19 protein-coding genes and 6 pseudogenes are annotated in these 21,449 nt (G+C 36.7%); 1 reads left to right on the forward strand and 24 read right to left on the reverse strand.

Annotation, left to right across the window (positions count from 1 at the left end; all coding sequences use genetic code 11):
- Positions 1-10: 10 nt before the first annotated feature.
- Positions 11-932 (reverse strand): annotated as a pseudogene (locus OOK87_RS04355) (patatin-like phospholipase family protein).
- Here OOK87_RS04355 and OOK87_RS04360 point away from each other — a divergent pair.
- A complete protein-coding gene (locus tag OOK87_RS04360) occupies positions 931-1,452 on the forward strand; it encodes a phospholipase D family nuclease (protein ID WP_264688176.1) in 522 nt (173 codons plus the stop codon). The pseudogene OOK87_RS04355 and the gene OOK87_RS04360 overlap by 2 nt on opposite strands.
- Here the strand turns inward: OOK87_RS04360 and OOK87_RS04365 are convergent, their stop codons facing one another.
- From OOK87_RS04365 to OOK87_RS04475, 23 genes and pseudogenes are all read right to left on the reverse strand, one after another.
- On the reverse strand, positions 1,453-1,674 hold the full coding sequence (locus OOK87_RS04365; protein WP_264688177.1) for a hypothetical protein: 222 nt from the start codon (positions 1,672-1,674) through the stop codon (positions 1,453-1,455).
- Between the two features lie 60 nt (positions 1,675-1,734).
- Positions 1,735-2,358, reverse strand: coding sequence for an ankyrin repeat domain-containing protein (locus OOK87_RS04370; protein WP_264688178.1), 624 nt, complete (start codon positions 2,356-2,358; stop codon positions 1,735-1,737).
- A 53-nt stretch (positions 2,359-2,411) separates the two neighbouring features.
- Positions 2,412-3,371 carry a phage late control D family protein gene (locus tag OOK87_RS04375; protein WP_264688179.1) on the reverse strand — a complete coding sequence of 320 codons (960 nt, stop codon included), beginning with the start codon at positions 3,369-3,371 and terminating at the stop codon, positions 2,412-2,414.
- Complete coding sequence (locus OOK87_RS04380; RefSeq protein ID WP_373457537.1) at positions 3,371-3,577, reverse strand: tail protein X; 207 nt, start codon at positions 3,575-3,577, stop codon at positions 3,371-3,373. The genes OOK87_RS04375 and OOK87_RS04380 overlap by 1 nt, the downstream gene beginning before the upstream one ends.
- A complete protein-coding gene (locus OOK87_RS04385) occupies positions 3,574-3,918 on the reverse strand; it encodes a phage tail protein (protein ID WP_264688180.1) in 345 nt (114 codons plus the stop codon). The genes OOK87_RS04380 and OOK87_RS04385 overlap by 4 nt, the downstream gene beginning before the upstream one ends.
- Positions 3,919-6,309, reverse strand: a pseudogene (locus OOK87_RS04390) (phage tail tape measure protein).
- A 109-nt stretch (positions 6,310-6,418) separates the two neighbouring features.
- Positions 6,419-6,676 carry a phage tail assembly protein gene (locus tag OOK87_RS04395; RefSeq protein ID WP_264688181.1) on the reverse strand — a complete coding sequence of 86 codons (258 nt, stop codon included), beginning with the start codon at positions 6,674-6,676 and terminating at the stop codon, positions 6,419-6,421.
- 132 nt (positions 6,677-6,808) lie between these two features.
- Entirely contained in the window at positions 6,809-7,102 is a 294-nt protein-coding gene (locus OOK87_RS04400) for a type II toxin-antitoxin system RelE family toxin (RefSeq protein ID WP_319803107.1), read from the reverse strand.
- A 3-nt stretch (positions 7,103-7,105) separates the two neighbouring features.
- Positions 7,106-7,327, reverse strand: a complete 222-nt coding sequence (locus OOK87_RS04405; RefSeq protein WP_264688183.1) for a hypothetical protein — start codon at positions 7,325-7,327, stop codon at positions 7,106-7,108.
- 76 nt (positions 7,328-7,403) lie between these two features.
- The gene (locus tag OOK87_RS04410) at positions 7,404-7,910 is read right to left on the reverse strand and encodes a phage major tail tube protein (protein ID WP_264688184.1); all 507 of its coding nucleotides are present in this window, start codon (positions 7,908-7,910) and stop codon (positions 7,404-7,406) included.
- 24 nt (positions 7,911-7,934) lie between these two features.
- Positions 7,935-9,088: pseudogene (locus tag OOK87_RS04415) on the reverse strand (phage tail sheath subtilisin-like domain-containing protein).
- Between the two features lie 54 nt (positions 9,089-9,142).
- On the reverse strand, positions 9,143-9,709 hold the full coding sequence (locus tag OOK87_RS04420) for a hypothetical protein (RefSeq protein WP_264688185.1): 567 nt from the start codon (positions 9,707-9,709) through the stop codon (positions 9,143-9,145).
- 15 nt (positions 9,710-9,724) lie between these two features.
- Positions 9,725-11,365, reverse strand: a complete 1,641-nt coding sequence (locus tag OOK87_RS04425) for a hypothetical protein (RefSeq protein ID WP_264688186.1) — start codon at positions 11,363-11,365, stop codon at positions 9,725-9,727.
- Complete coding sequence (locus OOK87_RS04430) at positions 11,362-11,547, reverse strand: hypothetical protein (RefSeq protein WP_264688187.1); 186 nt, start codon at positions 11,545-11,547, stop codon at positions 11,362-11,364. Before OOK87_RS04430 ends, OOK87_RS04425 begins: the two co-directional genes overlap by 4 nt.
- Complete coding sequence (locus OOK87_RS04435; protein ID WP_264688188.1) at positions 11,547-12,740, reverse strand: hypothetical protein; 1,194 nt, start codon at positions 12,738-12,740, stop codon at positions 11,547-11,549. The genes OOK87_RS04430 and OOK87_RS04435 overlap by 1 nt, the downstream gene beginning before the upstream one ends.
- Before the next feature lie 12 nt (positions 12,741-12,752).
- Complete coding sequence (locus OOK87_RS04440) at positions 12,753-14,684, reverse strand: DUF4815 domain-containing protein (protein ID WP_264688189.1); 1,932 nt, start codon at positions 14,682-14,684, stop codon at positions 12,753-12,755.
- Between the two features lies 1 nt (position 14,685).
- Positions 14,686-15,379 (reverse strand): annotated as a pseudogene (locus OOK87_RS04445) (hypothetical protein).
- 68 nt (positions 15,380-15,447) lie between these two features.
- Positions 15,448-15,675: a hypothetical protein gene (locus OOK87_RS04450; RefSeq protein ID WP_264688191.1), complete on the reverse strand. Its 228-nt coding sequence runs from the start codon at positions 15,673-15,675 to the stop codon at positions 15,448-15,450.
- Positions 15,672-16,160, reverse strand: a complete 489-nt coding sequence (locus OOK87_RS04455; protein ID WP_264688192.1) for a hypothetical protein — start codon at positions 16,158-16,160, stop codon at positions 15,672-15,674. Before OOK87_RS04455 ends, OOK87_RS04450 begins: the two co-directional genes overlap by 4 nt.
- 24 nt (positions 16,161-16,184) lie before the next feature.
- Positions 16,185-16,990: pseudogene (locus OOK87_RS04460) on the reverse strand (AAA family ATPase).
- Positions 16,991-16,993: 3 nt separating this feature from the next.
- Positions 16,994-17,816 (reverse strand): annotated as a pseudogene (locus OOK87_RS04465) (ATP-binding protein).
- Between the two features lie 22 nt (positions 17,817-17,838).
- Positions 17,839-18,357: a sigma-70 family RNA polymerase sigma factor gene (locus tag OOK87_RS04470; protein WP_264688194.1), complete on the reverse strand. Its 519-nt coding sequence runs from the start codon at positions 18,355-18,357 to the stop codon at positions 17,839-17,841.
- A 57-nt stretch (positions 18,358-18,414) separates the two neighbouring features.
- Positions 18,415-20,487, reverse strand: a complete 2,073-nt coding sequence (locus tag OOK87_RS04475) for an AAA family ATPase (protein ID WP_264688195.1) — start codon at positions 20,485-20,487, stop codon at positions 18,415-18,417.
- Positions 20,488-21,449: the final 962 nt, after the last annotated feature.

The raw sequence follows: 21,449 nt of genomic DNA on the forward strand, positions 1-21,449 counted from the left end.
TTTATGTAAATTAAGATACGATATCGCAAAATTTATCGATTACTTTTTGATTACCTTCTATCATTGCATTTGCCTCCTGCTGCAGACATTTAATATTTTTAGGTGTTACATTATCCATCTCAGCCGACGCTATTGTCAGTTGTGATTGTATTCTTACGTATCTGTCGTCCATTACGTTACCTAGCTGGTAATTTACTACATCAAGGCTTGATGCAAACATCACATTTAACAGCGGCTTTATCCAGGCTATCTTTCCTAATTTCCTATACTTTATTCGATTAGATAGCCGAACTGTGCCAATTGATACCAGCACTATTTCTTCATTAGGGAAAAGTTTTTTGCTATTTGCATATGCACAAGCCGCTGGGTTATTGGCAAAAACACCGCCATCCACTAGTACTCTTGTATCTTTGTTCACTTCTAAATACTTAGGTGCAAAGTATGTTGGTGCTGCTGTTGTGGCTCTGAGTGCATCTTTCAACTTGATAAAATTTCTGTCTTCTCTCCAGCTTTTGAAGAAAAATGGACAGTTATTGTGAATATCATAACTTGTTATCAGTACCTTGCTTAAAGTATTTTTTAGAATATCCTCACCAAAATACTTATCCAGTACTGATTCGATGTTTTCGTATGGGTATTGTGCGCAGTTAAACCAAGACAGTATTGATTGTCTGAAAAATGAAGACTTGAAAATATATGCTCCATACTCCTGGTAAAGCTCAACTAAATCATTAGCTGAATATTGAGGATTTCCTTGGTTATCTTTCTTGCATAACCCAGCAACAACAATACCCGCCTGTTGATGTACCAGCCACCAGATCAAAGATTTCTGCTACCTTTTTTCTTGATCTTTTTTCTATTTCTGCTAGTATTATCGCTGGTATTATTCCTCTTATGCCTCCGCCATCTACTGAAAGTATATATTTTGTCATGTTTAGATATTTATTAGTTCTGTTGACTTGCTCACTTTTATCAGGATGTGTTCCTTGTCCAAAAGCTACAGTTTGTTTTACACCTAGAGAAAATTGTACTAATCAAATAACCAATGCTATAGATCAAGCTCAAAAATCCATATTAGTTCAGGCATACACGTTTACTTCAAAGCCAATTGCACAATCTTTAATTAGAGCAAAAAAACGTGGTGTTGATATTAAGGTTATCCTAGATGAATCACAGGTCAGATCAAAATACAGTGTCATCAATGAATTATTTGGGCAAAAAATACTGATATACATAGACTATAAACCTGCAATTTCACACAGCAAAATTATGATCATTGATAATCAAAAAATCATAACTGGATCTTTTAATTTTTCCGATGCTGCACAGAAAAAAAATGCTGAGAATCTACTGGTTATAACAGGAAGCCCTTCATTAGTTGAACAATACGTTGAAAATTGGAAAGATCGTCAATCTCAATCTGAGGTTTATATACCATTAGCAGAAAAATAATTACTTGTACTTCGAGTTAGCTTTGAATTCATCCAATTCCTCAGAAAGATTTTTTACCCGTTCTTCCAGGCGATATACCGTAACAGTCAATCCGTTGTTCTGCTCTATAAATTTATCATGCATGTGTACCCGTAAATCTAGCTTGGCAAGCCACCATATCGCCGCTACCGTCTGTATTAACATCGTTACAATTACTGCTAATGGTATTTTTTGATTTTGCATAATGTAATAATTTATTGTAGATAATTGTTGAAAATTTCTACTGTGTGTTGTATGTACAGTTTATTGCTCTGGCTTGTACTGCTTTTCTGCGTTATACAATAGATCTATAATTTCTCTGTAGGGCTTATTATTTTTATTGTGCCGTAACATTATAACAGCTAAATCCCTTGGCTTTTTTCCCCTAAATTCTTTGGCATTTGGATTTGCACTATTTTGTAACAGGAATCTGACAATTTCTAAGTTACCATGCTCTGCAGCGTAGTGTAAGGCTGTTCTGTGACTTGAATCACCGCTCGTAGAATTGATATCAACTTTCTCTTCTATCAAAAACTGAATACCTTCTAGGCACTCTTTTTCTGCAGCATATCCTAACAACCTTTCTTCAAAGACTAGGGTATTATGAATATCTACTAAGTTCCTCTCTGTCAAAAATTTCACAACCTCTAAATCACAATTTCTAACAGCAATCGATGTTATCTTTTTATAGTTCTTGGTTGCTTCTGCATTTGCTAATTCAGCCTTTCTGTTAGTATCAAAGACAAAGAAACTTATAATAACTGCAACAACAGCACCAAATGCTATCAACCCAGGTATAATTTCTATCCAATACATCCAATTTTGGTGATAATAGCAATCTTGATGATGACAGTGCTCTTGATAATAACGGCGATTTCTTCTTGGCATACTTTTGTTGCAATACTCTGCCTTGCGTATAGCAATTGTTTGTTGAATTTTTCTTAATTAATTCTGCTTATCGCTGCTTCTATTGTAGTTTGGTATCCCCTATTATCTAAAATATGCTCCGCCCTTTCTATTACCCATTCGCCATCTATTTCTTGGCAAAACCCTGATAAGTTAATTTTAGCTTCTGCAAATAACTCTGGATTTCCTGGTATTGTCACGTTTAATTTTGCTTCATTTTGCTTTAATCGTCTGAGCTTAGCGCTTGCTGCATTGATCGCTGATTCTGCAGTAGGATAAAGCTTATATATCGGATAACTTGGTTCTTCATTGCCTACTTTTTCTTCTATGGTTTCTCCTCTTTCATAGCTGTACCATTTTGCTATAACTGATCCATATTTACTACGTACATTAAAATTTACTTTCCAATTTATTACATCTTTAGGTGTAAGTACTGTTGTACCTAAAACCTTCTCTGTTGCTGATTTTCCTCCTCCTTTGGGAATAAAAATTATGTGTCCTCCTATAGGTTTTACCGTTGCTTCATGTTCATCTCCTATCCTTTTCAAAAAATTCATATCACTTTCATCTGTTTGAGTGATGTGTGATATAAATATATCTTCAAATTTTTGCGCAATTTTAGCTTCATATCCGTGCTTTTTTGTTATCTCTCTTACTAAATCACCTAAAGTAATTTCTTTCCATTCTTTTGATGTTTTTTCTTTCAGCGATCCTCTTAAGTTTGCTGCTTGGCATTTGACCCTTAAAATCTGTGGTGGACTTTGTATAGTGATCTCACTTGCTGTATAAACCCCCATAGACAATAGCCCGGTCTCTTTATACCCCAGAAAAACTTTCAACTCACCCTTGAGTTCATTACTTCCATATTCAAGACATATTTCAGCTTCATCACTCGTTGTCCCTGATTCATCAGTAATATGCAGAGATATTAAGCTACTCCTTAAGGCCTCTGTAATAGAGTTATTTTCTGCTATTATGTTAAAATCTGGCTTCATTAATCTAAAATTTTTACAACAGACTTCTGTGATATCTTTTGAATCTTAGGCAACTTAATTTTCAACCCTGCAGGCAAAAAGCTTCCATACTCTGCAAGTCCAGGATTTTTTTCCAAGACCACTTCCACTGCTCCACTACTGTAACCATAATGCCTCCAACAAATATAATCCAGCATTTCTTTATCCTTGGTAAAATAGTAAATCACTTGTTGTAGCTTTTTAACTTCAATTGAAACTCGATCTTTCTTGGTAGTGCACAAGGAAGATATGATCTCTGTCTTTCTTCTATATGAGTAATCACAAAGTTTCCTAGTACCTCTGAACCATAAACTAAAACATTTGGTTCTTTGATGTCACGCATATTTCTTAGTTGTTCTAAACTACTATTTTGACGATGTGGATAAATCACTCCTGTTAAATCAATATTCTCAATTCCTGAGCCGATATTCTGCAGTGATGTCTTCTCGATACATTCAATTGTATGCCACCTATGCTCTTTACTACGCCTGAGGCTCACTGGATCAAATTTAAATTGCCCAAGTAACACTTAATTTATTTCCTCCACAACATCAAAAAGAGCCCCTCTTGCTTGTTCTCTAAATCTTTCTATTACTGCATCAGCAATGCTACGGGCGCCTTGGTTAGGCTCTGCTTTCACATTTATGTTAAACGTTTGATGAAAGGTTTGGTTGTATGTTTTTAATTCTTTTTTCTCAAATCTACTTTTCTCAAATGCTTTATCAATTTTGTTTTGATTATCTTCTATGGATTTTTTCTCCTCGATAACACTTTTGATTTTTACATTATTCTTGCTCCTCTCAGACATTTCTTTAATCGCACTATTATTTGACAAATTACTAGAAATGCTGCTCTTAAGGGGAGTATGTATTTCAGCAACAATACTTTTTCTTTTTTCAAATTCTTTCAGTGGACTATTTTCGGCAACCTTTCCAAATATGCTACCAACAGTATTTCCCATCCATGAAAACATTTCTCCGATGGGCTTTATTATCGATTTTATATATTCCCAAAAACTAGCAAAGAAGCTCTTTACTTTTCCCCAGTTACTAATCACAAGTATTGCACCAGATATAAGTAAAGCAATAATAGCTCCTATAGGGTTACTCACTATTGCCGCCGTCAAAAATCTCACTCCTGCTGTGACTGCTGGAATAGCTGATGTTGCTAGGCTCAGAGTCGTAGCTTTTAAAACACTCAGTCCAGTAATTACTGCTGGAATAGCGTATGTCGATAGAACAGAAAATGCTGCTATTGCTTTTGCTGCTAAACTCCAAGCTGTTCCCATAAATAAACTAAGTATGTAACCACCACCTACTAATAGAACTTTAAGACTTATTAGTGCTGCTATGGTACCCATGATTGCTGTAGTTACAGTGGGATATTTTTCTGCAAATGAGGCTATATGTTCACTTACCCATTTTAACCTTTCAGCTATAGGTTTTAAAATAGGTAACATCACTGAACCCAGATTCATTCCTACTTCTGCTATTGAATTTTTTAGCAATCGCAATTGGTTGGCTGTAGTACTCACACGGTCATTAAATTCTTCCTGCAATGAATTTGCACGTTCCCCTTCATCAGCTAATAAATCCAGCACCTTTTCATATACTTTTGAGTTTTCAAGTAGTAGCGCTATATCATCTTCTGCTCCCTGTTGGAAGAGCTTTAGCAGAATGCCAGCCCGATCATGTTTATCTATTTTTTTTTAAATTTCAAAAAAATCTAGTAGTGCTTTGTGAGGGTTTTCCTTGATACTCTCTTCAAGCTCTTCTATATCTATCCCGATTTCTTCTAGTGTTTCTCTAAATTCATCTTCTTGCTTCCCTGCCGTTTGAAGTTTAACCAGCATACCACTTATCATTTCTGCTGCTTTTTTGGGTTGTTTTCCTAAACTAATGAAGGCGTTTAATAAACCAGCTATCTGATCAACATTCAAACCAAACTGTTTTGCTGCCCCGCCAGCTATCGTCATTGCTGCCATCAGATCTTTTGCCTCAACAGTAGTATTACTTGATAGATGATTTATCGTATCTCCCCACTCTTTTAGATCTTCTATTTTTGTTCCAAAAATTTTATAGAGCTTGCTAGCAGCACTTCCTACTTCTTCTGCGGTCATACCAAAATTTACTGCCATTTTCGATACTGTTTCTGTAAATTCTAGAAGATCTTTTTTTTCTTCAATACCAAGTCGAGCACCACTTGTAGTTATTTGTGCTAACTCTGCAGCAGATAGTGGTATTGTACGGGATAACTCCTTTATTCCCTGGCCAAGTTCCATAAATCCTCTATCATTGGCTTCCTTCTCTTTAGAAAATTTTTTCACTGCCCTGATATCAGCCATAACACTTTCAAAATCAATTGCAGCTTTAAATGGAGTTCCAAATGTTAATGCAAGTGCCCCTGTTTCTAGTAATTGTGATTTAAAGTGTGTCCTTTGTGCTGAAAATCTCTGGTATGCTTTGGTAGCAAAGTTTAACTTACTATATTGACTTCTCAGCCTACCTACAGAAGCACCTAGTTTATCTTGATCTCTTATCAAAGACTGTATATTCTTTCCACTTTTCTTAAATTCTTCACTGAGCGCATGTAAAGTGTCTCTCTTCTGTAAGTACGCTGTTTTGGTCTTTATTGCCGATTCCTTAGCCTTATCAAACTGAGCCTTTAAATCTTTACTTGGCTTTGCTGTTGTTTTCATTTGCTTAGCCAAGGACGTTACTTGCACTTCTAAGCCTTTCCAGGATCTCTTGGCAACTAATGTGTTACGACTTAACTCCTTAAATTTTGATACCGATTTCATCGATGCATCAAGTTGCCTTATTGTACCCCCAAGACGGGAAAGTTGAGCACTACTTCCTGCCATTGCGCTATTAAAGCTACCATCTAGTATTGCACCTATTTTTACTGATAATGTTGACATTTAAACTCTCCCGCAGCTTTGGCCCATAAAATAAATTCGTTTATTTCCATCTCAAGTACCTGCTCAATTCCGCCACCTACAACAGAACAGAGCATTAGTACATTTAATCTTAAGTTCTTTGTGTAACCGATGGAAAAAAATCTTTCAACGCTTCCTGTATTTTCATGTAGTCTGCAAAATATAACTCCCAAATTGTTTCTTTTGTTACAGATGCAAGGTTTGCTATTAATCCAACTTCTTTTTCAAAATCACTACTACCGGCACGTTCCATTGCTAGGCAGTCTCTTACTTTGACTGGTCTAAAAGTTAATTCCGAAACCGGAGTTCCATCTACTGTTATTGGGTTATCAAGTTTTACTGTTGTCATGTTTCCCCCTAAAAGTTAATTAAATAAAAGTCTTCGTGGCTTTTACATAACTAATTTTTTACTTGAATTGCAGAAGTTGTGTTTTATTGAAGTGACCACACCTTTTCTAAACTTTTTCAACAAAAAATATATTTAAAGTTTTGGTAGTAAGTCTAACAATCCTGCCCGTTTATAAATGTTATCTCTATGTCCTGCTGTAACGAGAAATACTTTGCGTTTTGGAATATTCACACGATAGATAAGGCGATAGTTATCAAATCTCAGTCTTCTATATCCTCGTAACTTGCCACGTAATGGTTTACCAGCTTTATTTGGGTTAACTTTGAGTTCCTTTTCTATAGCTTCTTCAATACCCAATCTTATTTCTTCTGGTAAAGCTGGAAAATCCTTTTTAGCATACCTCTTTAAGAGTTCAATTTCGTAAATACTTTATCCCCTCTTGAATTCTTCATACTTAATTGTTTCTGCGCCTGGAACATCACTCTCCTTGACAGTATCAGATAACGCAATCTCCTCTATCTCACATTCAATTCCTTCTATGATTAGCCTTTTTGCTAATTCTTGAATAGGCTCCTTGGTAACTTCAGCTAATCTAGTAAGGTGATGTGAAGTTTTTGGGTCAAGTGCTATGTTAATTCCTAAGTCTGCCATATGTTTTACCAAAATATACCACAATAATTATACAACATTTCTCTGAATTTTTCAATAAAAAAATATGTAAACTACATCAAATTCCTAAAACTGCTTGTAATAAAGCCATCTGGTCAACACCATTAATCTTGCGAATCATATTCTCAGCATCGATTTCGATAAGTTCTCTAGCACCGATAGTAAGTTTGTAATAATGCGCAGCTACGGTACACTTCAGCGTTGCTTTTTCAGCCGGTTTCCAACTGCCAAAATCAAATTCTCTGAATATTCCCCTAAGGTTGATAATTACTCCTTCAATATCATTACTTCCACTGCCTTGAAGACCACCCCTTAGCGTCAAAGAAACCGAATTTCCATCTATTAAACCAAACAGCCTAAAAAGCTCTGAATCATATTCGGCAAAAGTAAACTCAGCTTCGAGCTTTTCCATGCCCATATCAATATTTATTGGAATATCCATACCACCAGCTCTATATTCTTCTGTTTTTATGGTAAGTTTTGGCAAGGTTACTTCATCTATTTTTCCTGCATAGCCTTTACCATCTACGAATACGTTAAAATTCTTTAAAATCTTCGGTAACATTCTTCTCCCCCTTTTCTCCCCTTTTTACGATATTGCGCCACTCACAAGGTGTGACCTGAAAGTGATCTGTTCTGCTGGATATGGTGGTGTAAACTCAAAATCAAAATACACTTTACCACTTGCAATATTTGCTTGGGTATTAAGCTCTGGATTGGCATAACACCTTCCACTGATAATCGCTCCTTGTGCTTTTAAACTTGCTAGGTAGGAATTAACACTCTCTATCACTTCATCTATATAAGTTTGGTAATATTGCGATCAGCTGCCCATAGATGAGCTCGCAGTAGACTATCATTGATTAAATCTGCAGTACGCCTAACAGGCAGAAAAGCCCACCTTTCATCGTTTGAACATGTTCTATTTCCCCATAGTCTGTAGCCATTTTGATGAATGATTGTCGTGACTTCATTTTCATTTAAGTAATTTGCTCTACAACTTGTATCACCGAGCGTAAAATCAATAGCTCTGCTTGTTCCAACAATACCATTTATCTCTTTATTTGAAGGCGAATGCCAAAATCCTTGTTCACTATCTATTTTTGCTATTAAACCAGCAACAAATGGACTTGGCGGTTTTTCCTCCCCTTCAAACACCTTTACCCATGGATCAACTACGTAAACTCTGCTACTGCCTACACTTTTTCTCCACTTTATTGCTTCTTCATCATTGGTATTTGGCCCATCTGCTACTATTATTGCTCTTAGCTTTTCTGCTATCGGTATTAAAGCGCTAACCACTGGATTCACAGACCCTTCGGGCAATTGATGAGTAAACTGAGGGGCAATTAGTATTCTTGGGGCAACATGGACTATACTTTCACTGCTGAGGAATGCTTGAATCCCTTGATATTCCCCGGTTTCTTCATCAACTCCTCCAATGATGTTTTTTAACGTTTCTTCTTCTTGATCAGCATCTTTAACTCGAATAACTACTACTGTTGCACCAACCTGGGAAAATATTCCATTCACTGCAGAAGGCAGAGTTCCTCTCTTTCCAAGTTTTGCTGCTTCCTTTAAACTTCCCGCTATTAATACTGGTTTATTCAGTGGAAACTTTTGCTCGTCAGCTTCCGGAGCAGTACCAATTACGCCAATTACCGATGATTTAGCTGTGCGTACTGTCCTTGCTCCAGAGGTAATCTCAATAACATTTACCCCATGTAAAAACTGTTCTGTCATTTTTCTCCTTGTAATGTTGAATTTCGGAAAGTGGATAGAGAAAAGGTTTCTTTTTTAGCTCTCTAAAACCTTTTGCATTTTTTGCTTAAAATCGTTGAGTAAACTCTGCAGCTCTTCTTTATTCCTGACTTCCTTAATTTTCTTCTTAGCTAAGTCTTCAAGCTCTTCGCATTTGATTATTGCTTTTACTGCTTTTTTTGCTTTTTCCTGAATTATTCTTGCCATTTCAATAACCGTAATATCACGGACTTTTGCTAAAGGTTCTATGATTTCTACATCTTTTTCGTCTATAGATTCTGGTGATGCTAAAATGTTCTCTGCGGCTTTTGCTTGTATTTCGTACGACTTAAGCTTCTGATGAGAATATCCTGTGTATTGGTGAGTATAGTTATCATAATAAGCACGAAGACTAGAAAATGCAGAAAGTTTCGCATTTTGTAATAATTCCAGCTCAATATCTTCTTGACTCCGTTCAACAATTTTTCCCCCCTTTGTTAGACAATAGCTCTTTTGCCAATCAAAATTCTTTGGCGCTTCATACCAATCATTCCCTGTTGGCTTACTTTCAAGCGTTGTTGTTTCTACTTGTTTGTTATTTTCAAAATGAATATAAATTGGCATTGGTTTTCTCCGTTTTTAATTCCAGATTTTGTGGGTGGCATCTAATCCTGGACATTGCCACGCTCTTAGTGTTCTCTCTACATCGATCTCAAGTCCTGTGGTTAGAAAATTGTTACGTATGTTATAAATCCCCCACTGGATAAATTGACTATAGATATGTATATCACCTGAAAGCATACCTTCACTAACTTTTCCTCTGGAATATAGATAAGATGATGTATAAAGTAATACTGCAACTGTTTTTCCTGCTGGAATTTCTACATTCCCAGATCCAGCAAAGCTGCTACTATAACCCGTGTGTACGTAAACATTTTTCCACGTTATCCTTGAAATTCTTGACTTATTAGCATTTGTGTTATCAGGAGTTCCCACAAATAATCCTGCACTTGCATATTCCGCACTCCAAGATGATCCAACAAATTCTATTGTTTTATTTATGTTCGCATTGGTTGTATTTTTTACAAATATTACTCCAAGTGCAGCATATGGGTAGTAATATATTGAATCATGACTACTCGAAAAACTGTTTGTGTATAACTCTCCGTAAATAAATGTACCTTTATTTCCCTCTATAAAACTGAGTTGTCTTGGTCGATAAAAACTGACGTAACTTGTATCGTATATATGGCTACCTGCTAGTAGTTGTAGCATGTAGTCGGTTCCACTGTTCCACTTTCCAAGTTCAGTTGTGAAAGTTCCATAGCCAAGGTAATTATTTTTTCTACTGAGTACTCCAAACAAGAAAGGTAATGACCCTGGTTCAACCATATTTCGATTTTTTACTTCTTTCATGATTGACGACCCACTTGGTACATCATTGATGGAGTTGAATTTAGTTGTCAGTGTATTTAGTTTATCTTCCCTGGTTTTTACCTCCTTCATAATTGATGAACCGCTTGGCAAATCATTGATGGAGTTAAATTTTGTTGTCAGTGTTTTTAGCTGGTCTTCCCTGGTTTTTACCTCCTTCATAATTGATGAACCGCTTGGCAAATCATTGATGGAGTTAAATTTTGTTGTCAGTGTTTTTAGCTGATTTTCCCTGGTTTTTATTTCCTTCATGATCGATGAACCATCTGGCACATCATTTACACCACGAAAATCTTCTACTAAACCTTTAAGACCATCTTTATGATTGTTGCTAATACTGTTTATTGCCGCAATATTCGCATCCTTTCTCGTATCAAGTAGCGATACATATGAATCTGATGACGCTTTTAAAGTATCCAAGGTGTTAGTTTTTAGCGTATTGATCTCATTTACAGACTCTGTCTTTGCTCCAGTTATCGCCGATATTGAATTTTCCTTGTTAGTATTTATATCATTCAAGTGCGATCTTGCAGCGTTTAGGAGCTCTTTTAACTTTCCATCAGTCATCTGTACAATATCAGACACTGCACTTTTGTCGACTATTGATTCCAATGCTTTAGCAAGATATGCTAGTTGATCAGGTGTACTATTTGCTGCTAAATCCTTAAGTCTTTTTTGTAGTGCATCGATTATTCCTTTTATTGTGGTCATCTGCACAATATTGGAGATTGCTTTTTTATCCACTATCGACTCCAACGATTTCGCAAGATACGCCAGTTGATCGGGTGTGCTATTTGCTGCTAAATCCTTTATCCTTTGGTGTAATGCTTCTATTGCTTCTTTCATTCCCAAAAATTCAAAAAAGTTTCAAATCTGAATCGTTCAAAATTATTTTTAAGTTCATCTTCTCTTTCACTCATATCTTCATCTATCTTTTCTATGGCTCTGCGTATACGTACTACATCTTCTACAGCTATGTTCTCTGGATGCGGCAAAGGATATCCTCTTTTGGTCTCTTCGTTTGGCATTACGTGATAATTACTCGTAGATTCTTCACCTTTGGACGATAGACAACCGTTCCGCTAAGCACTAATTTTACCCTTGTCTCATTACCATTAAAATTTGATAGCACGTGAGTTCTTTCCACCCAATTTTCTCCGATTGGTTTTCCCGTTGTTAAATTTACTAACTGCCATTTTTCTCCTTTTTCCACCCCCTTCTGCACATATGCTTTAACGTCTGCAGTACCAGGTATCAGCGCATCATAGGTAATTGTTATCTTAGTGTTGGATCCTGCTGTAATGCTCCTAGTTACATAATCTCCGGACTCTGAAATATTCCCCATAACTAGCTGTAACCCAGGGTAGAGAACTGGACTTTTTTTCCCCGATCCTTTGAGCGCTACTTTTACCGTTAATTCTCCACTTATTCTTGCGCGCAGTGCGAGCGGCAAATTATCAGACAGAAAATTTTCTTCTCCTTTCTCATCTGTTAAGATAAATTCTACATTAGTATCAAAACCCACTTTTTCTATGTTGGTTAGAGCGATTAAGTCTGATGTATTATTTGCAGTAACTTTGCCAAGATCAATAACGTGAAAACTTTCAGTAAATTTCGCTGCTAAAAGTCGAAAGGTAAGGTCAAAATTCTGATGCGGTGTCCACGTACTTGCATTGCTCGATGACAGTAATACTCCCACCTGATAAGGCTGACTGGTTACCCATCTGCTGTTTACTGCATCGTATTTGCCAAGTTCTGCTATCTTTACCGCTGTATCTGCATCATCAGTCAGTAAAACTATCGCATACTCTTGCCCTCCATGGCAAAATACTGGTGACCAAGTTATACGTGTTGCTGTGCCATCAGTATTGATCTTAGTTGGCTCGATGGAATTTTCAGCGATAACTGTTTGCGAGGGCACTCCAACTGTTGTTTCCCGAATCTGTACAACAACACGTCTTTTGCCGCTATTTGTAAACCATAGCTCTACACCTCCTATATGCCTACTCTCATCCAAGGTAAATGTCTGTGCTAAAGGATCAACACGTTTGCTGGAAAAAACTCTTCTTCGTTCTTCTATGGTAATAGTTTTTTTACCAGTATATGTTGCTTCTCCATAGCTTCCTTTATCCCCATAAAACTGTACTAATTTAGTACCTGCTGGAATATTTGCCGGTACTTTCACCTTTCCCTTTAATTTTCCCTGGTTGTTAGCTTCCACTTTTTTTTCCCCCTATGCCACGGGTTGAATGACGATGCCATCGAATTTTATCTCTTTAAGCTTCTCATTTGGCTCAAAACCTTCGATCTCAAAATCTTGCACTGCTTCTCTCATAAACTCTTCCTCTTTTGTACTACTGGATAAAAGTTCAGAAACTTCAGAAGTAGTAAATTCTCTTGTCACTGGACTTTTCCACACTGTCTTTACCTCGGTCCAGTGATCGATGTTTTTGTTCATGGTAACTTTTGCTGGTACTGGATCAAATGCCTGATAAGGATTTATCTTCATCTCTTTAGTTTGTAAAAGCTGCTCAAGCACTGGCTCAAGTTCATACGGCAACAAATAAGGTTTTTTTCCCTTCTCAACATCAATAATTTCTACGTCTATCGGTAAAATTAGTTCCTTATTTACTATTGCTGCAAACTGAACAATTCCTTGATCACGCATATCATCATCAAAGAACGGATCAACAAATACTCCTTTTTTAGTGGTAGGCTCTCTTGAATTTGCATCATTACGTAGACGTTCCTCTGCAATAAGTAGCATAAGATCATTTATGCCCCTTTTCATTGCTTCAAGCTCATTCATCGGTACAGCATGGATAGCATTATTCATTACTTTCACCCCTTCTTTTTCCCCATCTTTCCACGTCTGATGAATGTAGCAGAGTAACAGTTGTCCGCTAGGGGCTTTAGGCATCGATGGTTTCCAAGGATGCGCAATTCCTTTTATTCTCCTTACTACCCCTTTTGCGTCTATGGTGATTAAATCATAACGGGGCATCTTCCAAGTGTAATCAACTAAAACCAAGCTGTTATCAACTGCACCCCTTACTTTACATCCTTGTTCATTTATATCTTCAGGGCTCACATGAGTACGACAGCGATAAGTTATTTGATAACTACTTCCTGGTGCTGGTTCTCTTCCTGGTAATGACCAATCAACATTTCCACTACTTAGCTTATAATCTGTACTGTTTTCATAAATAACATTGCCTTGTTTAATTTGGATAATCTCCTGAACTGCAGAGTCAGGTATCGGATCAACAACTCCAGAATATGAACCGTGAGTAACGGCAAATGTTTTCTGAACAGTTATATCTATCCTTTTTATCTCACTAACCGGAAAATCATGAACTTTAAGTTCCATTACTCCTTGGCTATTTGCCTGAAAGGTGTGAAATTCTGATTTAACTGTTTTTATGTCTGGATCTTCATCAAAAGAAACACGAATACTGTGAGGAAGTTCAATCTCATAGCCATCAACATGAGCTTTACCCTCATTAATCACAAATGTTTTCGCCCCTTTTTCGCCTCTTTCTTCTCTCTGCAAAAACATTACTTCTAGGCCATTTACTACGTAAGATCCATTTGCTTCTTTATCGTAACGAGCAAGTGCAGTGGTTACTATGTTTGCTTGTGGTGGCGGTGAATGCTCTACCAACACTCCGTTTTCAATGTTATAAATTGGATAAAATTCTCCTTCAGAAAAACGTGGAGAAACACCTTGAGCTTGATAACCCCAAATGGTGGAAACTTTAAGCCTTGCAGCTCCAACTTCTTGATAATTACGTGTACCAACTGCAGGATCACGAAGATTTTCATCCTCAAGTTCTGTAATGGTGGATTCTACATAATAAACACCTATGCGAACTGTGGTATTTAGTGGAATAGTAAACTTTTCCTCTTTTACCCCCCTAACCGCTCCACGAAGATAGATTTTTCCTGCTTCAAGTGTAACTTTTTCCCCGTCTATGATACAATTGCTTCCCGTTATAATATCACCATCACGAAATATCGCATCTCCTATGCCTTTGAGCCTCAAAAGAGCATAATCTTGAATCTCATTTAATTCTGCTGACTGCAAACCTCTTCCTGCTCGGAATAAGCACTTCTCATACTCCTCGTCGGGATTAAAACTATTATAATAGTCTTTAAGCGTCATATCAAAAAGTCACTACAAATGAAAATGTTTCCCGAGTTGCTGCAGTCCTAATGAGCGGTACTGTATGTTCCAAAACCAACAAAATCCCAGGGTCTTCTATATCTTGTGGTTCAAAATATCTCTGTCCTGGCGGTAATTCTTCTTTTACTTTTGTACCAACCATAACTCCTAACTCCTAACTCTCTTATCACTTGATTTGCTGCGTCCGTGAAATCGAAAGTAAACTTGAGATAAAGATTATTGGTTGGTACAGCGGAAGATTTAAACCTTCCAGAGGGAGTAACAAGCTCTCCGTTTTCATCACCCACGCAGAAGAGAACCTCATCGACAACGCGTCTGCCAAGTTCATTGAGCAGTTTTTCAGACGTAATGGACTCTGGTGGTGTATCTTGAGTATACTCTACAGTAACTGCATTATTTGCCGTGATAGAGCTATTTTCTGTGCGCTGAATAACACCAGTACCGCTATCAACTGTATAGTCTATACTTGGCTGATAAATTGTCTGTCCTGTAAAAACTTTTACGTTTTTAATAGTGGTATGATCAAGCTTTATTTCGCCATCAGGGGTGAAAGAATTTTCGACCTGATGGCTACTTCCAGAGTTTCCATCACCACTGCCCCAGGCAAGATGTATAACTTGCTCTTTTATACTTGCTGCTATTGCTGCTCTTCCCGTTTGTGTTAGGATTGACATGTTTGACCCCTCTACTATATATATACCGTGTTTCCCATGGGTTTTTATGAAAAAAGTGGAAAAATTTTTTAAGCACTCATAAGTTTTACCTTCTCATACAAGTGGCCCTTTAGTTCTTGAGATAAGCTATCTCTCACAAGTTTAAAATCAAGGTTAGCTAGCTCACAAACAGTTTCAAAAGACTCTGAATTTAACCATTTTATCGCTTCTTCTTTCAGTTTTACGTTTTTTCCTACTGCATCTTTCATAGCCCTCTCAATGACAGCAATCCAGAGCTTCTCCTCGTCGTACTTCAAAACGGTACCCAATCATTTTCAGTATTTTCTGAAGTAATAACCGTAGCAATCTTGTTCTTTTCCCCATACCGATCAGCTTCAATACCTACCTTTGCTCTGAATTCTAACCCATTTAAATCTGCAATAGAGTTTAGCTTACGGGCAAGTACCGCCTTTTCTGAATTATCATGTGGGTGAATATTGCGTGCTGACTCTAAAATGCTTCGAATCATAGCACGACCCATTTCTCCCCAAACATCCTCTCTTTCAACGCTTGCTTTGCCACTTTTAATACCAATTACTTGATAAATCTTACGTTTTGCATATGGCCCTTCAGTGACAGTAAATTCAGCGTTTAAATAGATGCTGCCAGTAGCGTAGCTTTTAGTGAGCCAATCTTCATAACCTCCAGGTTTAATGGCCATTTTGACTTTTACCGCTGTACCTTTTGGTATTAAATTACTTTGTGATTTTGCAGTATTAAAATCAGTTAAATCCTGTAACATAAATACTCCCATAATAAAGTTGAATTAGCTGTTCCACTGGTCCACAAGCTGCCAGTAACCGTTTATTTATCAACAAACTTGTTTGGCACACGTTCACCATTTCGCAACTCAAACACTATTTGACGGGTAGTGCTTTCTTCATCTTGACCGAACATCACCATTCCAGTAGTGTAGAAGCCCCTTAAAGAACCAGCACCGCTTAAACCCTGAAATGGATCCTCTTCCAGCATTTTCTTGGATAATTTTTTTGTGTGGTGGGTAAGTATTATGCCAGCATCTGGGTTAATAGCATTACGAAGTTTTTCAAGTGTTTTTTGTAAAAAGAATAGCATAGCGCTGTTATCATTTTCGTTGCCATATTCACTACTAAAGATATTTCGCAGAGGGTCAATTGCAATAATATCAGGTTTAAAACGCTCTTTAACGGTGTTTTTGATTTCATCTATTTCTTCACTATTGAACGATAATTGCACTCTCGGCGTGATAATTAAGTTATTGGCAGCTATATCCAAAAGCCCTTTATCAAGTTGAAGTTGTTGCAAACGTTCTTTCATATATTCGTATTCAATTTCAGTTTGCATGTAGAAGATCTTCAAAGGTCTACTTGGTGTCATGCCAAGGAACGAAACTTCAGCAGCCATATGAATGAGCCAAGAAATCAAAAAGTCACTCTTTCCGATCTTAGGAGGGCCACCGAATACTAGTAAACCTCTCTTGGTTAAAATTCTTGGCGAGACAATGTCTTCTGGTATTGGCAATTGATCATCTAAATATTCCTTAACACTAAAGAAAGGAATTTTTTGACCAATATTTAAAAAGCTTTGTGTCATAAATTATGCTCCAAGTTGAGTAGCAGTAGAAAAAGCCTTGGTTTTAATTTTTGTAAGCAGCTTACCCAAATGCGGTTCTTCAACCATATTCAGGAATCCACTTCAATCTTTAGCTGGATATCCCCAAGAATTAATGGTCTGACAGACAAATGAACGTACCTCTGTGCCATCATCTTTCTTGATCCCAACCATGCTGATTACTTCATCAACAATTCCAGGAATTTCACTGGCAGTTTTAGCCCCTTCACATTGAGGCAGCCAGGTTGGACGATTGCAATCATCAAGATACTGACCTAAAGTGCCAACTATGATGATGTCTTTATCCCGAATATGTTGAAACTGATTGAGCCAAGCCATCATCTCCTGAGCAAGTGTGCCGTAAGCAGCTCTTTTATCTTCTCTTCCCGATCTATCGGAAAAAGCCTCAGGTTGCATTCTTGCCCATGAAAAGCATAAACGTGATGCAACAGTGATACTATCGATAAAAATGCAATGATATTTAAAAAACTCCGAAGAAAGATCTTTGTACTTGCCAGATACATGCTCATAGTGCCTTTGACTATATGCTTGATCAGGTTTTAATGCAGGATTAGGCCCACCAATAAGACAAGCTATATCTCTTTGCCTCGTTCCAAGTACGAACGCTGATTGAATCTCCTTTCCAGTCCTGAACTGCTAAAAGCCCTGCTTCAAAATCAAGACACAGTGTTGTTGACTCATCAAGAGTTTTAAGTAGACTGGTTTTGCCGATTCCATAAGGTCCAAAGATTACTATCTTCACACCTGTAACCATCTTTGCCCTTTCTTCGCTGTTTATTATTTTCATATTTTTTTCCTGTAAGGTGTGTTTAACTAAATAGGTACGTTTTTAAGTGGGCAAAGTTCTTACGTAATGCTTTAATTGTGCTATAGATTGTTTGTTCTGGTATTCCGGTCTTTCTAGAAATTTCACTAACTTCATATTTCATGAGTAGCTTACATATCTTTCTTGCCTTTGGAGGTAATTTTTCAATTGCTTCATTTACATCAATACGCACCGCAGAGTCGTATTCAAAGTCCTCACCCTCTTCTTCACCTGATGCATAATCAGTCTCGTCAACAAAATCAATAATACGTTTTTTACGTAGTTGTTTCTCTTTTAGATTGAGAGCGCGACATTTTACATACTGAGTAATTAAAGCATCGTACCGCTCTTCAAGTGCATTGTAATTCTCCAAGCCAGGTAAACAATCAAGTAAGAGTTCTTGCTCAATATCTTCGATTTCTTCATGAACAAAAGCTTTATCTCTTCTAAGACGTTTTGCATAATGTCTTATATTTTTGACAATTTTCTGATCAATGCCAGTATAGGAATTTTTTGAAGTCATAATGATTCTTGGTAAAAAAATTTTAAGAGAAATTTAGGATGTTAATGTTTGGAAAGTTCAGCCGTGATAAACCCAAACGTTTGGATTTTCGACAGGAATGACGCTCCCGTAATGCGGTGATTTGTAGTGCGTCGGTAGTAACCTATTGTAAACCATGATCTTTTTGTTCTTTTGCCGATCAAATACTTTCTCTCCGAGTTCCATACCTTCAACACAGAGTATCCCGTATTTGTTTCTTGCAGCATTTTTGCCTTCTTTGTTGAATTTTATGTAACCTTTCGTGGCAAGAACATCAAGACGATCACGAATAGAATGCCTGCTACCTAAACCTTCTTTGTTTTCAAATGCCTGACAAAATTGATTAATCGTATAAACGTTGCCATTACGTCCTTCTAAATAGATTAAATCTAGAATAATGTCTTGCCTACGAGAACGTTCAGCATCTAGCTTTTCTCCATAGTCCTTGTTTATCAGCCTATGTGACTCAGAACCAACTTCATACCAACGGTCATTAACTTTATCAACACACTTTGGTGAAATGGAATTACCATTACGTAGCTCGAACATCAGTTGACGGTTGCTGTTCTTTTCATCTGGCCTAAACATGATCATTCCGGTAGTATAAAATCCTCTTAGGCTGCTAGCACCACTAAAGCTTTGAAATGGATCTTCTTCCAGTAACTTCTTTGGCATCTTTTTCGTGTGGTGTATGAGAATAATCCCTGCATCAGGATTAATTAGAGATCGTAGCTTTTCAATTCTCTCCTGGAGAAAGAAGAGCATAGCATTGTTGTCATTTTCGCTACCATATTCATCAGCATCAAAAATGTTACGTAATGGATCGATAGCGATAATATCAACTGTATTTGGAGCAAAGATCTTCTCTGCTTCAGTGACAATGTCCTTAATGCCATCTTCGTTTAAAATCAACTTTGTTTGTGGCGTAATGGCTAAATTACAGGAGACTAACTCAAGAATCTCTGGATCAAGTTTAAGTTGTTTCATGCGCTCACACATGTAGAAATAGCCAATCTCTGTCTGGAGATAAAGAATCCGTAAAGGTCTTGTTGGAGCCATCTCTAGAAATGGTTTGCCTGCTGCCATATGTGCGAGCCACGAGATAAGAAAATCGCTTTTACCAACCTTAGGAGCCCCGCCAAATACCAAAAGACCTCCTGGAGTTAAAATCCTTGGTGCAACGATATCTTCTGGCCCAGGAGACTTTTCATTTAGGTATTGATTGGCAAGGAAAAATGTAACGTTCTTTCTGCATGGTATGGGAATAGTTGTAGTTAAAAACTTTTCAACATCTATTCCCTCTTGAATACAATCAGCAGCATCCCAGCCTTTTGGTTTATCTTGGGAAATTTTTAAAATAGAAAGTGATGCAACCCCAAGGTCTAAAAGCTTCTTTTCAGCGTTTTTGGCATATTTATTACCTGCTTCATCATTGTCTGGCCAAATGATAATATGTTTACCTTTTAGCGGAGTCCAATCTGTTTTATCAATAGGTGCATTCGCTCCAAACATCGTTGTTGTTGCTGTTATGCCCTTATTTATTAAACTTTCAGCACATTTTTCACCTTCAACAAAAACAATTTTATCGGATTTAATTATACCTGGAATGTTGTACAAAGGTCTTGGATTTGGAGCAGTATCACTTGAGTTTTTTACATCAAAACAGCTATATCGTTTTTTTCCTGCAGTATCATTGTAACGATAGATTTTCGCTATTACTTGGTTGTTTTCATCGCGGTAATCCCAATATGTTTCTGATTTATTTAAATATTCTAACTTATTTGGTTGAGATGTTGAGCGACCAAGCCATTTTTCTATATCTTCTATGGTATCAAGAAACTTGGTCTGACCAGTAACATCCCACCAGAGATTAAGTATATCTCCGCCTTCACCTGTAGAAAAATCGTGCCATAATCCAGCTCTTTCTCCTCTTGTTTCTGCTACTAAACTTTTTCCCCTATCTCCCCTAATGTTGCCAACATAGAATTTACCACCGTGAAAAGTACCATTTGGTAGTAAATAGGATAAACACAAATCTATTTTTGAAAGTAGTTCTGCTTTTACTTCTGCTGACCTCTCAAATAAAGCTTGTTTGTCATGCACAATATACATATTAACTCCTATAAAGATATTTGCAAAACACTACTAAAGCTGCTCACTATGAAATTTATTAAGTGCTTACTTCTAGCTCTCTTCAGGCGTAACTTAATTTTTTAATGAAATGAAAAGAATGTGAAGTTGATAGGGTTTTTTCACTGCCCTATATTAATGTATTACCGTGTTTCTCATACAATTTTATGAAAAATTCGAAAAAAAAAGTTGAAAAAAGTTTGGAATCAGATTCGAGATTACGCCGGTTTTGGGCAGTTTAGGCCAGTTTAGATTGCAAAATAAAATCTTACTAAATCAAAAAGTCGGCTACTCTAGAGGAATTTAGTGCAATTTAAGATTACAACTCAAGAAAACTACCCAATTACTGTGAAAGGCTGGTATTTGGCTGACTTTATCCATACCTCAGTTTTGAAAAGAACCCCTATTATTATAAATAATAATAAAGTATGTACTTTTAAGATACATACTCTAACTATTTATATGCTGTTTTTATATTGCTTAAATTTTTAATAATATGTTTCTCAGGAATTTGAAATTTAAATGAATAGCTCAAATTGAAAACAAGTTACGCGCGCGTAAGGCAATAAGCTTCAGTTGTATTGAAATTGCTTTGAGAAGAAGCTTTCAATTTTTATAAAAGGCAAAAAAACACGTTTTAAAGCTAGGTATAACTTTTAGCCCCTCTGATCAAAGAGCGCTTATAACACCCCTTTAAACTCAATTAAAATTGCTATTACAAAACAAACCTACTCATAAGTTTAACACGATTTTTATACTTTGTAAAGAAAAATTTGAAAAAATTGTAAAAACACAACTACGTAACCGACAATCAACTTTGCAATTTAAAATTATTTTAACTTTTTTTTCAAATTCATCATAAAAAACCATGAGAAACACGGTAATACATTAGTATAGGGGCAATGAAACAGATTACCTTGTAGGATGATTCTTGGATTTCCGTT

Origin of the sequence: Wolbachia endosymbiont (group A) of Sympetrum striolatum, from assembly GCF_947250715.1 — a bacterium.
Taxonomy (GTDB): domain Bacteria; phylum Pseudomonadota; class Alphaproteobacteria; order Rickettsiales; family Anaplasmataceae; genus Wolbachia.

Bases quoted from the DNA above. Each gene is read 5' to 3' on its own strand.
- OOK87_RS04430 (WP_264688187.1), bottom strand. From the start codon at position 11,547: ATGCCAAACGAAGAGACCAAAAGAGGATATCCTTTGCCGCATCCAGAG.
- OOK87_RS04440 (WP_264688189.1), bottom strand. From the start codon at position 14,684: ATGACGCTTAAAGACTATTATAATAGTTTTAATCCCGACGAGGAGTAT.
- OOK87_RS04475 (WP_264688195.1), bottom strand. From the start codon at position 20,487: ATGTATATTGTGCATGACAAACAAGCTTTATTTGAGAGGTCAGCAGAA.
- OOK87_RS04395 (WP_264688181.1), bottom strand. From the start codon at position 6,676: ATGACAACAGTAAAACTTGATAACCCAATAACAGTAGATGGAACTCCG.
- OOK87_RS04370 (WP_264688178.1), bottom strand. From the start codon at position 2,358: ATGCCAAGAAGAAATCGCCGTTATTATCAAGAGCACTGTCATCATCAA.
- OOK87_RS04405 (WP_264688183.1), bottom strand. From the start codon at position 7,327: ATGGCAGACTTAGGAATTAACATAGCACTTGACCCAAAAACTTCACAT.
- OOK87_RS04365 (WP_264688177.1), bottom strand. From the start codon at position 1,674: ATGCAAAATCAAAAAATACCATTAGCAGTAATTGTAACGATGTTAATA.
- OOK87_RS04420 (WP_264688185.1), bottom strand. From the start codon at position 9,709: ATGCCAATTTATATTCATTTTGAAAATAACAAACAAGTAGAAACAACA.
- OOK87_RS04410 (WP_264688184.1), bottom strand. From the start codon at position 7,910: ATGTTACCGAAGATTTTAAAGAATTTTAACGTATTCGTAGATGGTAAA.
- OOK87_RS04425 (WP_264688186.1), bottom strand. From the start codon at position 11,365: ATGAAAGAAGCAATAGAAGCATTACACCAAAGGATAAAGGATTTAGCA.
- OOK87_RS04455 (WP_264688192.1), bottom strand. From the start codon at position 16,160: ATGTTACAGGATTTAACTGATTTTAATACTGCAAAATCACAAAGTAAT.
- OOK87_RS04375 (WP_264688179.1), bottom strand. From the start codon at position 3,371: ATGAAGCCAGATTTTAACATAATAGCAGAAAATAACTCTATTACAGAG.
- OOK87_RS04470 (WP_264688194.1), bottom strand. From the start codon at position 18,357: ATGACTTCAAAAAATTCCTATACTGGCATTGATCAGAAAATTGTCAAA.
- OOK87_RS04360 (WP_264688176.1), top strand. From the start codon at position 931: ATGTTTAGATATTTATTAGTTCTGTTGACTTGCTCACTTTTATCAGGA.